Origin of the sequence: Streptomyces sp. MMG1533 (assembly GCF_001279775.1) — a bacterium.
Classification (GTDB): Bacteria; Actinomycetota; Actinomycetes; order Streptomycetales; family Streptomycetaceae; genus Streptomyces.
This window is the reverse complement of sequence record NZ_LGDG01000260.1, coordinates 89,303-103,016: the sequence shown is the minus strand read 5'-3', so window position 1 is coordinate 103,016 and position 13,714 is coordinate 89,303. Positions and strand designations below refer to the sequence as shown.

Sequence of the window (13,714 nt, the reverse complement as noted above, 5' to 3'; positions counted from 1 at the left end):
ATCGCCGCGCCCCCGGGCGCCTGTGGACCCTGCGGGGCGGAAGGTCGGAGGACCGGAGGGTCAGAGGGCCGGAAGGCCAGAGGGTCGGAGGCCGGAGTATCGGCCGGTCAGACCGGCGGGGCCACGAAGCAGCCGCGGTCGACGTCGTTGAACGACTCCTTGGCGACCAGTTCGTTCATCGGGTTCGCGGTGCCCCACTGGTCGGTGACCTCGGGCTTGGAGAAGTCGTAGACGTGCGGGTGCCAGGTGTCCTCGTCCAGCACTTCCAGCTCGGTGGTGTACTCGACGGTGTTGCCGTGCGGGTCGAGGAAGTACGTGAACGTGTTGTCGCCCGCCATGTGCCGGCCCGGACCCCAGACCTTCTGGAAGCCGGCCCGCATCACGCGGCCGGAGCCGCGCATGTACTCGTCGATGCCGCGCATCTCGAAGGAGACGTGGTGCAGCGAGGTGTGCGGGCCCTTGGCGATGGCCATGGAGTGATGCTGGTTGCTGATCCGCATGAAGTGCATGACGTCACCGACGTGCGGCGAGCTGAGTGTGTCGGAGTGGCGGAAGCCGAGGTGGCGTTCGTACCACTCGCGTGTCCTGTCGAGGTCCGGCGAGTTGAGGACGACGTGCGACAGCTTGACCGGGATCGACTCCTTCTCCTCGATCCTGCGGTGCTGCCTGACCTCGACGTCGGCCAAGACCTCGATGGTGCGCCCGTCGACGTCGAAGAAGCGGAAGCCGTAGCCGCCGCCAGGGGTGTCCACCTTGCCCGGCTGGGAGATCAACCGCACGCCCCCGGCGAGGAGTTGCTCGGCCAGGGTGTCGACGTCGGCCGTGCTCCCGGCGCCGTAGGAGACCAGGTCGAGGCGCTTCTCGTCGGCCTTGCGCAGCCGCACGACGTATTGCTCGGGGCTGCCCTCGGCGGCGAGGAAGGAGATGCCGGAGTCCTCGGTGACCTTGGTCAGGCCCCAGACGCCGGCGTAGAAGTCGAGCTGCTTGTCGTAGTCGGGCACGGCGAGGTCGACGTGCCGCAGGTGGGTGAGCAGACGGTTGCTCATGGGGGGTTCCTCCTCAGACGAGGTCGAGCAGGGCGGCGGCGTTTCCGCCGCGGACGGAGTGGAAGTCGTGGTCGGGCAGGTCCGCGGCGCGCAGTGCGCCGAGCGGGTCGTCGGTGCCCATGTCGAAGGGGAAGTCGGAGCCGAGCAGGACCCGTTCCGGACCGGCGGCTCGCAGCAGCTCCCGCAGTACGTGGGGGTCGTGGACGAGGGAGTCGAAGTACAGCTGCCTCAGGTAGCTGCTGGGCTCCTGTGAGCAGCCCCGGGCGTCGGGGCGGACCCGCCAGGCGTGGTCGGAGCGGCCGATGTGGGTGGGGAGATATCCGCCTCCGTGTGCGGCGATCAGCTTCAGGCCCGGATGGCGGTCCAGGACGCCGGAGAAGATCAGGTGGGAGAGGGCGGCCGCGTTCTCGGTGGGCTGGCCGACGGTGTTGGACAGGTACCACTGGTCCAGTCGCTCGTCGAGCGTGCAGCCGAACGGGTGCAGGAAGAGCAGGGCGCCCGTCTCCTCCGCACGGGACCAGAGGGGTTCGTACGCGGGATCCGACAGCTCGTGGCCGGGCGCGTGCGAGGAGATCTCCACGCCCCTCAGCCCCTGATCCAGTGCGTGGTCGAGCAGGCCGACCGCGAGGTCGGGATGCTGGAGCGGGATCAGGCCCAGGCCGTGCAGCCGGTCGGGAGCCTTCGCGCAGTGTGCTGCGGTGCCCTCGTTCGCCAACCGGCAGATCCGCTCGGCCGGTTGGGGCTCGGCCCAGTAGTGGTAGTGCGACGGGGACGGGCTGACCAGCTGGATGTCCACGCCCTGTGCGTCCATGGCCGCCAGCCGCACCGCGGGGTCCGTCAGCTTCGGCACGCGTGCGCCGACCATCGGACCGTTCACGGTCAGGGCCGCCGGTCCGTTGCGGCGGGCGTCGAGGGCGCGGGCCTCGGCGAGGCCGGGGTGGCCGGCGACGGCCTCCTCCACCTCCGGGAGCAGGAGGTGGGCGTGGACGTCGATCGTCGGTACCGACACGGAATCGATGACGGAATCGATGACAGGCTCGGTCACGTGCTCGGTCACGGGAGTTCCTTCAGCGCGTTCATGGTGCGGCCGATCAGTCCGGGTACGTCCGCGTCGCGCACCCCGTCGAGCAGCCACTGGCCGAGCTGGACGGAGGCGTCGACGACCATGCGTACGCGGGGTAGCCGTCGGGCGTGGTATTCGGTGAGGAGCCGGTCGTCCCAGTCGTCCCGGCCGGTCAGCAACTCGGCGAGGACCTGGACGTCCTCCAGGGACATCGCCGCTCCCTGGGCGAGGGTGGGCGGGCAGGCGTGGGCGGCGTCGCCGACGAGCACGACCCGGCCGCGGTGCCAGGGGCCCTCCACCAGGTGCCGGTCGAAGCGGGTGTAGTTCACGGCCTTCGGGTCGGTGAACGCGGTGCGGAGCTCCTGCCACGCGCCGTCGTAGCCCTCGCTGAGCGCCCGCATCTCGTCGGCGTACGTGTCCGGGTTCAACGAGGCCCGGTCGCGGAGCCGTTCCACGAGATAGGCGTAGACCGTGTCCTCGCCGGTCGGACAGTACCCGGCGATGAAACAGCGGCCGCCGTAGACCATCTCGGTGCGGCGGACCCCGGCCGGGCGGGGCGCGGGGGCGCGCCAGATGCCCATGCCGGTGGGCTCGGGCCTGTCGGTGATGCCGATCATCTCGCGGGTGGCGGAGTGCAGACCGTCGGCGCCGACCACCAGGTCGTAGCGGCGGTTCGTGCTGTCCGAGAAGGTGACGTCCACGCCCTCGCCGTCCTGCTCGAACGCGGTGGCCGTGGTGCCGAGGCGGACGTCGGCGCCCGAGGCGCGTACCTGGTCGATGAGGAGCTGCTGGAGTCCGGGGCGCCGCATGCCGATGTGGGCGGGCAGGTCGTCGCCGCCCGTGCGGAGTTCTTCGTGGGCGTGCAGCACGGTGCCGTCGGGGGCGAGGATGGCGACGCCCTCGGCGGCGAATCCGTCCTTCTCGATGCCGTCGAGGACTCCGACCTCGCGCAACACGCGCAGGGCGTTGCCCTGGAGGGTGATGCCGGCTCCGGCGGCGGCCTTCCAGTCGGGGCTCGCCTCGACCAGGTCGACGGCGATCCCGGCCCGGCGCAGCAGGACGGTCAGGGCGTTTCCGGAGGTGCCTCCGCCGACGACGAGGACGTTGGGGGTCCCCCCGGCCGGAGGCTGGGGGAGGGTAGGGCTGTCAGCCATGTCGGGGACCTCCTGAGATTGGGCCGCGCGGCTTCGGGCGGCGGGGGTGCGGCTCGCCCGCTGGGAACGCGGGCCAGGGGTGGGGACGGGGTGGAGGACGGGGCACGGGCCGGATGCGCCGTTACTGTCCGGGGAGGGCGCATCCGGCGGCTTGGAGGACTGCCTGAGCGGCTACTTGACGGCGATGGGGTTCACGGGGGAGCCGACGGCTCCGGTGATGGGCAGCGGTGCGGCGGTGAGCCAGAACTCGTACACGCCGTCGGCGGCGCAGTCCGCGGCGAGGGCGTCGAGGTCCCACATCTCGCCGATCAGCAGGCCCACGTTGGGGATGACGACCTGGTGCAGCGGCTGGAAGGCGTGCTCGAACTCGTTCGGCCGCACCTCGAAACCCCAGGTGTCGGTGGCGATCGCGGCGATCTCGGTGCCGTGCAGCCAGCTGGCGGTGGTGAACGACAGGCCGGGCGCGGGTCCGCCCGCGTAGTCGCCCCAGCCGTCCCGACGGGCGCGGGCGAGGTGTCCGGTGCGGACGAGGACGATGTCGCCGCGGCCGACGGACACCCCGTGCGCCTGGGCGGTGGCGGTCAGGTGCTCCTCGGTGATCGCGAAGCCGTCGGCCAACTCCCCTTGCTCACCGATGACTTGGCCGACATCGAGGAGTACGCCACGTCCCGCGACGTACGGCGCCATGTGCTCGATGCCGGTGACGAGGTCGCCGTCGGAGGTGACGACCTTCTCGGCCGCCCGCCCGTTCCACGCCTTGCCGTGGTCGAAGATGTGCCCGAGCCCGTCCCACTGCGTGGAGCACTGCAACGGCATCGCGATCACGTCGTCCGCGCCGCCGATGCCGTGCGGGAAGCCCTGGTTGCCCAGCGCCGCGTCGGTGCCGGTGTCGAGCATGGTGTGCACCGGGTTGGTGCGCCGACGCCAGCCCTTCTGCGGGCCGTTCATGTCGAACCGCTGCGAGAGCGAGAAGCTGACGCCCCGGCGCACGAGCGCCGCGCCTTCGCGTCGCTTGGCCTCGTCGAGGAGGTTCAGGGTGCCGAGCACGTCGTCCTCACCCCAGCGCCCCCAGTTGGAGTACGCCTTGGCGGCCTCGGCGATCGCGCCCTCCGGGTCGTGGCGGTCGAGGCTCATGCCGACGTCTCCGCCGCACAGCGGGTGCGCTGCACACCGAGACCGGTGATGGACCCTTCCATGACGTCGCCGTCGCGCAGCAGGCGTCCCCAGTGGATGCCGTTGCCGGCCGGGCTGCCGGTCAGCACCAGGTCGCCGGGGAGGAGCCTGGCGGTCCGGGAGATGTACGACACGAGCCGTGCCACGCCGAAGAGCATGTCCTTGGTGGACTCGTCCTGCATCGTCTCGCCGTTCAGCTTCAGCGTGACCCGCAGATCATCCGGGTCGGCGATGGACTCGGCGGGGACGATCCAGGGGCCGAGCGGGGTGAAGCCGGGGGCGTTCTTGCTGCGCAGCCAGTCGGTGCCGATGGCCTTCATGTCCCGGCGGAAGACGGTGGCGCGGTCGGTGAGGTCGTTGGCGATCGTGTACCCGGCGACGTACTCCAGGGCCTCCTCGACGGAGACGCGGTATGCGGGCTTGGCGATGACGGCCGCCAACTCCAGCTCCCAGTCCGGCTGTTCGGCCCATGCGGGGAGTACGACGTCGTCGTACGGTCCGGCGATCGTGCTGGGCAGGCCGATGAACACGTACGGCAGGTCCTCGGCGGCCCGGCGGTCCATGACCGCGGCGATCTCCGCGCGTGCCTCCTCGACGGTGCGCGGGTCGTCGGGGGAGCGGTGGGCCACCTCCAGGTCGATCACGTGCTGCCGGTAGTTGGCGCCGGACTGGAAGATCTGGCGGGGCTCCAGCGGGGCGTGCACCCGCAGGTCCTCCAGCGGCCGCCAGTCGAGGGCGTCGTCGTTTGCCAGGGCGCGCAGGCGGGGGAGGGTGTCCGCCCACCGCTCCACCACGTCACGCACCCCGGACGGTGCCCAGTCCAGGGCCCTGCCCAGGTCGAGTACCCGGCCCTCGGCCAGGAGGCCGGGGAACGGCTTCCCGTCCCGAGCCGAGAACGTGCCGAGCGCGAACGGGCCGGCAGGTTGCGCGAGCGTTGCCATCAGATTTCCTCCTGCTGGGTTGCGGACTACTCTGACCCCGATCGGCCAATCACGGAAATCAATCCTGTGGATGCGCCGAATCCATGACATGGATGGCCCTCGCTCGCTAGGTGGTCCCCCGGTGAACCTGTCCCGACTCGACCTCAATCTGGTCGTCGCCCTGCGCGCACTGCTGGAGGAGCGCAACGTCACGCGGGCCGGCGAGCGCATCGGCCTCAGCCAGCCCGCGATGAGCGCGGCGCTGTCCCGGCTGCGCCGCCATTTCGACGACGAATTGCTCGCCCGGACCGGCAACGCCTACGAGCTGACCCCGCTCGGCACCGCCCTGCGCGACCGCAGCGCCACCGCGTGCGACCTGTTGGAGCGGGTCTTCTCCAGCCAGGCCGACTTCGACCCGGCCGCGGAGACCCGCGAGTTCACCCTGCTCGCCTCCGACTACGGGGCGGCTGTGTTCGGTGCCGCACTCGCCCGCGCCCTGCACGAGGAGGCGCCCGGCATCCGGCTCACCTTCCAGCACCCGGCACCGTCCGTCGTGGAGAACACCGCCACCGTGTTGAGCACCGTCGACGGACTGCTGATGCCGCACGGCGTCATCGACGGCTTCCCCGTCGTCGACCTGCACCAGGACCGGTGGCTGTGCCTGGTCGCCGACGACAACCCCGAGATCGGCGACGAACTCACCCTGGACCAGCTGGGCCGCCTGCCCTGGGCCGTCTACCAGCGTCCCTACGACGCCCCGGCCGCACGCCAGCTCAGCATGATAGGGATCAGCCCCCGGGTGGAGGTGTCCGTGCAGACCTTCCAGCTGCTGCCCCACATGGTCGAGGGCACCCGCCGGGTCGCGATGATCCAGGAGCGCCTGGCGCGCATCGCGGTCCGCTCCGCCGCGGTGCGCGTCCTGCCCTGCCCCTTCGAGGCGGTACCGGTGCGGGAGGCGATGTGGTGGCACCCGGTGCACGCCCAGGACGCGGCCCACATCTGGCTGCGGCAGAAGGCCGCGGAGGTGGGCGCGACGCTGACGGGGAACGGCAACGGTTCCGGCTCCGGGCATGGCTCCGGTTCCGGCTCCGGGCATGGCACCGGTTCCGGCTCCGGGCATGGCACCGGCTCCGGCTCCGGGCATGGCACCGGTACTGGCCAGGGCACCGGTACTGGCACCGGCCAGGGCCGCGGGAGTGGCCCGGCGTAGGCCGTCTCCGCCGAACGGAGCGCCGGGCCGGCGCTCCGTTCGGCTCTGATCCGGTCCGGCGGCAGCCCGTGAGCGACGCGCCCTCGGTGGTCGGCCTGCGCGTCCTCAGGCCGGCTGCTCCGGCAACGGCCGGGGATCGACGGCGCCCGCGCGGCGGTGGGCCGCCAGCAGTCCCGCCGCGACGAGGGCGGCGGCCAGCCCCAGCACGCCCACCGCACCGGCGAGGCCGCCGACCACCGACTCCCCGGCGAGCAGCACGAGCGGGCAGACGAACTCGCCGCCGAAGAAGGCCGCCATCCACAGCCCCGTGCCACGGCCGCGGTCCTCGAACGCCAGGCGGGACATGGCACTGGTGAGAAGGGCGGGCAGCAGCATGCCGGTGCCCACGCAGTTGACCACCGCACCGATGACCAGCAGCGGGGCGCTGTCCGCGAGGGACATCACCCCGAAGCCGACCGCGCAGACCGCGAGAACGGCGGCCAGCATCGGGTCGGGAGAGCGCCTCAGCCGGGCGAAGGTGACCGCTCCGCTCACGGTGGCGGCACTGGCGATCGCGGTGGCCAGACCGATCACCCCGGAGTTCTCCACCCCGAGGTCGTCGAGCAGGTACGACATCTCCACCGGGACGGTGTAGAAGACCATCGCCCCGAAGAAGGTGAGGGCGCAGATGCCCGCCATCTGCCGCCAGGGGAACGCACGGCGGGCCTGCACCTCGGCCGGAGCCTCGGCCGGGACCTCGGCCAGGACCTCGGCCGGGCCCTCCGCGCCGGCCGCGCGGGCCGCCGGGTCGGGCAGGGCGGCGACCATCAGCGGGGCGAGCACCAGGCTCACGGCGTACACCCAGAAGGGGACGCGCCAGCCCGCCGATCCGGCGGCGCCGCCGAGCACGAAGAAGACGGTGGCCGACGCGGAGGCGCACATGGTCTGCAGGGCGAGGTACTTCATCCGCTGGTGACCGGAGTAGTAGTCGCCGATCAGTGTCGTGCAGCACGTCATGATCGCGGCCTCGGTGACTCCGACCAGCGCGCGGGCGGCAATGATGCCGCCCAGCGAGTCCAGCCAGAGCGGGGCCGTTCCGAACATGGCGTACAGGACGGTCGCCACGATCAGCAGGCGCTTGCGGCCCAACCGGTCAACGATCACCCCGGCGAACGGGGCCAGCAGCGCCAGCGCCAGCGCCGGAACGGTCAGCGCGAGGGGCACCAGCGCCTTGGCTCCCGGGACCGAGGCGAAATGGTCCTGCATCTTCGGCAGTACCGGGGCGATCAGCACGGCCCCCAGGATCGGCAGACAGCTGCCCGCCATCAGCAGACTCACGCGCAGCAGATGGGCCCGGCCCGAGACGGCCACGGGTGACGGAGCGGGGTCGTCGACCGGGGTGGCGGACGGCGACGGAACGGAACCGGGCATGGCGACTCCAGGGACGGTGGACGGGAGCGGGCATGCCTTTCACGGGCGCCTACGGCGCACGGCATGCTGGGGACGGCCGCACGTCGGCGGCTGGTCCGGACAGCGGCGTGCGGGTAGGGACGACTATGGGTCGTCCGACGCCCGGTCGCCATCCTCCGCGCGATCCGAATCCCGTATCCGGGGGATCCACGCCGTGGATGTGCTTCACCAGGGCGGGCGTGAGATCCGGGGTCTGAGCGACTGGCCCGTCGGCGCGCGCAGGGGTGAAAACTCGCGGGCATGGCAGAACGGTGAAGGACCGCCTACGGGCTCTTTACTTCATCATCGTATTGTGATCTAGGTCACATCAGTGGCCGTGTCCGAGGCGTGCCCTGTCGTCCGTCCGGGGTCTCCCGGTGGCGGCCCGAGCGGGCTCCCCGCCCCGCTTCACCCTGTGTAATCAGCCAAAACGTCTTCGTGGGCGGCATGCGGGATCACCCGATTGTCTACGCGCGTAGTGTACTGATCGCCCTAAAGCGGGTGTACGGGTGCGCTTACGGGATCCCTTGACCCCGGTCGGATGGCTCGGTTTTATACCTAACCAACTATGCGGAGGGGTCGGGGGCCCGCCGTGAACTCGCAGTCTCTCTCCGGCGTTTCTGCCGCGCTCCGCCAACTCCTCAGCCCCATCGGCATGTTCCTGCATGCCTTCTGTTCCGACGCGTTACGAGCCACCCGAAAGGAATTCGTCGGTGCCCCAGTTCTTCACCGCAGCTCTCCTCCCTTGCCGCGCCACCGGATGCCGGTGGACGGGGTGAGCAGGCACCGGGGCAAGTCCGTGGGGATCACACCGAGGGCCGGTCGCGGCCGCAGTATCCGGGCGTCGCTCATCGCCCTCGCGGTGGTTCCGGCGACAGCGATGATCCTGCTGTGGGCCAGTGGTTCGGCCGTACTGTTCGACCAGTGGCACAAGGCCGACCAGGAGGGGCAGCCGGCAAAGACCACCTACGCCCTGGTGCCCGGGATCGCCGAGTTCCAGAGGGAACGGCAGCTGACGGTCCGCCTGCTGGCGTCGGACGGCAGCCGTACCGCCCTGGAGGCGCAGCGGCGCGAGACGGACGCCGTCCTCGCCGGTTTCCGCAAGGCGGACTCCTCCTCCGCCGGCGACGGGTCGGCGCAGTACCAGGCCCAGTTGGCAACCGTGCGGAAGCGGCTCGTCCCGGTCGTCCCGATTTTCTCGGTCGTCCCGGTCGTCCCGGTCGTCCCGGTCGGCTCGGTCGTCTCGGGGGAGGTGGCCTGATCAGTCATGCGGGCAGCCTGTCACGCGGTCGTGCCCGCGGGACACCGTGCCGCTACTCGTCGAACGTCTCCTCGAACAACGCCTCTTGCTCGCCCTCCACCGTCTTCCGCAGCCGCCGGGCCCGAGCGCCCACCACCAGCGCCGTCACCAGCCCGGTCGCCGCGAACGCCGCCGGGACCATCCAGCCCCGGTCGACCGCGTGGCCGAGCGCGTGGTCCAGGGAGAGCCGGCCGGGTCCGGCCACGGCGAGACCGGCAGCGGTCAGGCCCAGGGACGCCGCGTACTCGTAGCCGCCGCTCTGGTTGAAGAAGCCGTTCGGCGTGTGCACCGCGGCCGCTCCCGACATCGCGCCGGCCGCCGCCGCACCGGCCGCCGGGGTCGCCAGGCCCAGCGCCAGCAGCGTGCCGCCGCCGGCCTCGGCCAGCCCCGCCGCCGCGGCGCTCGGCTTCCCGGGCGCGTACCCGACGGACTCGAAGAACTGGCCGGTGCCCGCCAGCCCGTGCCCGCCGAACCACCCGAACAGCTTCTGCGTGCCGTGCGCGGCCAGCACACCGCCGGTGCCCAGCCGGAGCAGCAGAAGGCCCAGATCACGTCGGTCGTAACAGCTCACGATGACTACTCCCGGAACAGGTGACAGGAACAGACGTCCACCGTCGCACCCCTCACATTCACCGGCCCCGCCCACGGCGCCGTTCGGGTGGCGCGCCCCCGACAGCGGTGTGAGTCTGACTGCCATGACGATTCAGACAGCCAAACTGAGCGACCCGGCCGTCCGCGCCTTCGTCACCGCCGTCAACGCCCATGACCGCGAGGCCTTCCTGAAGCTCCTCGCCCCCGGCGCGACCATGGCGGACGACGGTTTTGACCGCGACCTCGACGAGTGGATCGACCGGGAGATCTTCACCTCCCACGGCCACATGGAGGTCGACAACGAGTCCCAGGGCGGCCGAGCCCTCCTCGCCCGCTACAGCAACGACTCCTGGGGCGAGATGCGCACCCGGTGGAGCTTCACGGTCGAGGACGACGGCAGGATCTCCCGCTTCGAGACCGGGCAGGCCTGAAACGTCGTACGACAGCCCGCGGAAACCCCTTGCCTTCGTGTGCACTCCAACTCCTAGCGTTCTCCGGCATGGAGACCACACGGACACTGGGCCGCACCGGCATAGAGGTCAGCGCTCTCGGCTTCGGCTGCTGGGCGATCGGCGGTGAGTGGCAGGGCACCGACGGGCAGCCGCTCGGCTGGGGCAAGGTAGACGACGAGGAGTCCGTACGGGCGGTCCGGCGCGCCCTCGATCTGGGCGTCACCTTCTTCGACACCGCGGACACCTACGGAGCCGGACACAGCGAACGCGTCCTCGGCCGTGCGCTCGGCAAGCGCCGGGACGACGTGGTCGTCGCCACGAAGTGGGGCAACGTGTTCGACGAGGCCACCCGCACCCTCACGGGCGGCGACGACACCCCGGCCTACGCCCGCCGCGCCCTGACGGCATCTCTCACCCGCCTCGGCACCGACCACATCGACCTCTACCAACTGCACCTCTCGGACGCCGACCCGGAGCGCGCGGCCGAACTCCGCGACACCTGCGAGGAGTTCGTGCGCGAGGGGCTGATCCGGGCGTACGCCTGGAGCACGGACGACCCGGCCCGCGCCGCCGTCTTCGCGGAAGGGGAGCACTGCGCCGCCGTACAGCACGCGATCAACGTGTTGCAGGACGCGCCTCAAATGATCGCGTTGTGCGAGGAGCTGAACCTCGCGAGCATCAACCGCAGTCCGCTCGCCATGGGGTTGTTGACCGGGAAGCGGCACGGGGCGCTGGAGGCCGGGGACATCCGGAGCCGGCCGCCGGAGTGGCTGCAGGGGTTCGAGGAGGGCTCCGGTGCCGCTCCCGACTGGGTCGCCCGCGTCGACGTGCTGAAGGACATCCTCACCAGCGGCGGCCGTACGCCCGCCCAGGGCGCCCTCGCCTGGCTGTGGGCGCGCAGCCCGCGCACGGTCCCCATCCCCGGTTTCCGTTCGGTCGCGCAGGCCGAGCAGAACGCGGGCGCGATCGAGAAGGGGCCGCTCACCGCCGAGCAGATGGCCGAGGTCGACCACATCCTCGGGCGGTGAGCGGCCCCTGCGCGGGAATCAGAGACGCACGGCCTGTTCGGTCAGGCTGATCTGCCCGGCCTTGATGGTGGCCACGCGCGGTGCCCGGCGGGCGATCGACGAGTCGTGGGTGACCAGGACGAAGGTCAGCCCGTGCTCGCGCCACAGCCCTTCGAGCAGGGCCATGATGTCGTCGCGGGTGCCCTCGTCGAGGTTGCCGGTGGGCTCGTCGGCGAGCAGCACCTTCGGCTGCTTGACCAGCGCGCGGGCGATGGCGACGCGCTGCTGCTGGCCGCCGGACAGCTCGGTCGGGACATGGCCGAGACGCTCGCCGAGGCCGACCGACCTGAGCGCCTCCGCCGCCCGCTCGCGCCGCTCGGCGGGTTTCACGCCGAGCGGGACGAGGGCGGTCTCGACGTTCTCCTGTGCGGTCAGCGTAGGGATCAGGTTGAACGCCTGGAAGATGATGCCGATCTTCTCGGCGCGCAGCCGGGTCAGCTTGGCCTCGCTGATGGAGGCGAGGTCGACGCCGTCCAGCTCGACGCTGCCCTCGGAGGGGCGGTCGAGACCGCCGATCATCTGCAGCAGCGTCGACTTGCCGCCGCCGGTGGGGCCCTGGATGACGAGCTGGTCGCCGTCCTCGATGGTGAGGTCGACGCCGCGAAGCGCCTCCACCGTCTCCTTGCCGCGCGTGTAGCGCTTGGTGACGCCGGTGAGTCTGTACATGGGTGCTCCGTGAGGTGAGTGGGGGTGACGTCAGGGCCTAGGAGACGCTGCGCAGGGCGTCGGCCGGCCGCATCCGGGAGGCGCGCCAGCCTCCCATCGCACCGGCGATCAGACCGCCGGCCACCGCGAGACCCACCGCGAGCGCGATGGTGGTCAGCGAGACGGGGGCGGACAGGGCGATCTCCATGGTGTTCTGGGTCGCCTGCTGGCCCGGGCCACCGCCGCCGGGGCCGCCGCCCATGCCACCGCCGCCGGTGGAGCCGAGCTGCGCGGTCAGCTTCGGGCTGATCGCGGTGACCGTGTAGGCGGCCGCGAGGCCCAGCGCGATACCGAGGGCACCGCCGAGCAGGCCGTTCACGATGGACTCGCCGACGACCTGCCGGGTGACCCGGCGGCTCGGCCAGCCCAGCGCCTTCAGCGTGCCGAACTCACGCACCCGCCGGGACACGGCCGAGGAGGTCAGCAGCGCGGCCACCAGGAAGGCGGCGACGAGCACGGCGACCGACAGCCACTTGCCGACGCTGGTCGCCAGGTTCGAGGCGGTGGACAGGGAGCCGGAGACGGTGTCCGCGAGGTCGGCGGAGGTCGTCACGGTCGTACCGGAGATGTTCTTCTGGATCGTCGACTTGACGGTCTCGATCTGCTTCGAGTCGGTCGCCTTGACGTAGATCGTGGTGACCTGGTCCTTGGCGTCGGCCAGCGTCTGCGCCTGCTTCAGCGGCAGGTAGACATCGGTGCCGGCGTCGCTGCTGTCGGGCGTGGCGATGCCGATGACGGTGTACTTGGTGCCGGAGATCTTGAAGGTCGAGCCGACCTTGTACTCGTTCTCCTTGGCGTACGACTTGCTGAGCACCGCGACCTTCGCGTTGGTCTGCGCGGCCGTGAACGTCTTGCCCGAGGTGATCTCCGAGCCGGCCAGCGGGCCGAGCGTCTGGTCGGCGACGTCGACGCCGGCGACCGAGTAGGAGTTCACGTCGAAGGAGGCGCCGCCGCCCTGGACCTGGGGCTGGGCGGTGCTGCCGGAGGTGCCGCCGCCGGGGCCGCCCTGGGTCTGCCCCTGCTCCTGGTTCTGCGCCTGGCCCTGTGTGAAGGAGCCGTTGACCTTCGTCACATTCAGGGTCAGCGCGCCGACCGCGCTCGCCACGCCCTTCTGCGCGGCGACCTTTTCGACGAGCGAGGACTTCAGGGCCTGACCTCCCTGTGTCATCACCCGGTCGGAGCTCTGCTCCTCGTCGTCGTCCGACTTCGCGTCGAACTCGAAGTTCGGTCTGCCCGAACTGTTGTCGGTGGGGGCCGTGCGGGCCTTGGTGACCGTCATGTCGGTGCCCAGGCCGTAGAGCGACTTCAGGACCTTGTCCTGCGCCTGTTGCATGCCGGCCGACACCGAGTTGACGGTGATGACCAGCGCGATTCCGAGCGCCAGACCCATCGCGATGACCAGAGCCGCCTTCTTGCGCCGGCTCAGCTCGCGCTTGAGATAGATGCCAAACATCCCGTTCCTCGAAGGTTCTTGGCGCCCGCTGTGGGCGCTGCCACAAGCTAGGCAGGAACCTTTGAGTCGCCCTGAGTAAAGGGTGTGTGAGGACTGAGAAAGTGACGCCCGACATCAGAATCCCGTAAGAGAGACCGTTTTGGCCGGTTTCC

The 13,714-nt window shown here is 71.0% G+C and carries 13 protein-coding genes; 4 read left to right on the top strand and 9 right to left on the bottom strand.

Annotation, left to right across the window (positions count from 1 at the left end; translation table 11 throughout):
- Positions 1 to 107: 107 nt before the first annotated feature.
- From ADK57_RS38815 to ADK57_RS38795, 5 genes are all read right to left on the bottom strand, one after another.
- Positions 108 to 1,046, bottom strand: a complete 939-nt coding sequence (locus tag ADK57_RS38815; RefSeq protein WP_053754399.1) for a VOC family protein — start codon at positions 1,044 to 1,046, stop codon at positions 108 to 110.
- Between the two features lie 13 nt (positions 1,047 to 1,059).
- Positions 1,060 to 2,055 carry an amidohydrolase family protein gene (locus ADK57_RS38810; protein WP_053754464.1) on the bottom strand — a complete coding sequence of 332 codons (996 nt, stop codon included), beginning with the start codon at positions 2,053 to 2,055 and terminating at the stop codon, positions 1,060 to 1,062.
- A gap of 44 nt (positions 2,056 to 2,099) precedes the next feature.
- The gene (locus ADK57_RS38805; RefSeq protein WP_053754398.1) at positions 2,100 to 3,263 is read right to left on the bottom strand and encodes an FAD-dependent oxidoreductase; all 1,164 of its coding nucleotides are present in this window, start codon (positions 3,261 to 3,263) and stop codon (positions 2,100 to 2,102) included.
- A gap of 171 nt (positions 3,264 to 3,434) precedes the next feature.
- A complete protein-coding gene (locus tag ADK57_RS38800) occupies positions 3,435 to 4,397 on the bottom strand; it encodes a cyclase family protein (protein WP_053754397.1) in 963 nt (320 codons plus the stop codon).
- Positions 4,394 to 5,377, bottom strand: a complete 984-nt coding sequence (locus ADK57_RS38795) for a fumarylacetoacetate hydrolase family protein (protein WP_053754396.1) — start codon at positions 5,375 to 5,377, stop codon at positions 4,394 to 4,396. The genes ADK57_RS38800 and ADK57_RS38795 overlap by 4 nt, the downstream gene beginning before the upstream one ends.
- Before the next feature lie 121 nt (positions 5,378 to 5,498).
- Between ADK57_RS38795 and ADK57_RS38790 the strand changes: the two genes are divergently transcribed.
- Complete coding sequence (locus tag ADK57_RS38790; RefSeq protein ID WP_234390540.1) at positions 5,499 to 6,566, top strand: LysR family transcriptional regulator; 1,068 nt, start codon at positions 5,499 to 5,501, stop codon at positions 6,564 to 6,566.
- 105 nt (positions 6,567 to 6,671) lie between these two features.
- On the opposite strand, the gene ADK57_RS38785 is transcribed toward ADK57_RS38790, so the two are convergent.
- Positions 6,672 to 7,976, bottom strand: coding sequence for an MFS transporter (locus ADK57_RS38785; RefSeq protein WP_053754395.1), 1,305 nt, complete (start codon positions 7,974 to 7,976; stop codon positions 6,672 to 6,674).
- 793 nt (positions 7,977 to 8,769) lie between these two features.
- On the opposite strand from ADK57_RS38785, the gene ADK57_RS50250 reads away from it, so the two are divergent.
- Complete coding sequence (locus ADK57_RS50250) at positions 8,770 to 9,255, top strand: nitrate- and nitrite sensing domain-containing protein (protein ID WP_159050217.1); 486 nt, start codon at positions 8,770 to 8,772, stop codon at positions 9,253 to 9,255.
- A 52-nt stretch (positions 9,256 to 9,307) separates the two neighbouring features.
- On the opposite strand, the gene ADK57_RS38775 is transcribed toward ADK57_RS50250, so the two are convergent.
- Entirely contained in the window at positions 9,308 to 9,865 is a 558-nt protein-coding gene (locus ADK57_RS38775; RefSeq protein WP_053754393.1) for a DoxX family protein, read from the bottom strand.
- 124 nt (positions 9,866 to 9,989) lie between these two features.
- Here ADK57_RS38775 and ADK57_RS38770 point away from each other — a divergent pair, with 124 nt between their 5' ends.
- Both ADK57_RS38770 and ADK57_RS38765 read left to right on the top strand, forming a co-directional pair.
- The gene (locus ADK57_RS38770) at positions 9,990 to 10,316 is read left to right on the top strand and encodes a hypothetical protein (protein ID WP_053754392.1); all 327 of its coding nucleotides are present in this window, start codon (positions 9,990 to 9,992) and stop codon (positions 10,314 to 10,316) included.
- A 68-nt stretch (positions 10,317 to 10,384) separates the two neighbouring features.
- Positions 10,385 to 11,365: an aldo/keto reductase gene (locus tag ADK57_RS38765; protein ID WP_053754391.1), complete on the top strand. Its 981-nt coding sequence runs from the start codon at positions 10,385 to 10,387 to the stop codon at positions 11,363 to 11,365.
- Positions 11,366 to 11,383: 18 nt separating this feature from the next.
- Here ADK57_RS38765 and ADK57_RS38760 read toward each other — a convergent pair whose 3' ends face one another.
- Together ADK57_RS38760 and ADK57_RS38755 are read right to left on the bottom strand one after the other, a co-directional pair.
- Complete coding sequence (locus tag ADK57_RS38760; RefSeq protein ID WP_053754390.1) at positions 11,384 to 12,070, bottom strand: ABC transporter ATP-binding protein; 687 nt, start codon at positions 12,068 to 12,070, stop codon at positions 11,384 to 11,386.
- A 37-nt stretch (positions 12,071 to 12,107) separates the two neighbouring features.
- Positions 12,108 to 13,562: an ABC transporter permease gene (locus tag ADK57_RS38755; protein ID WP_053754389.1), complete on the bottom strand. Its 1,455-nt coding sequence runs from the start codon at positions 13,560 to 13,562 to the stop codon at positions 12,108 to 12,110.
- Positions 13,563 to 13,714: the final 152 nt, after the last annotated feature.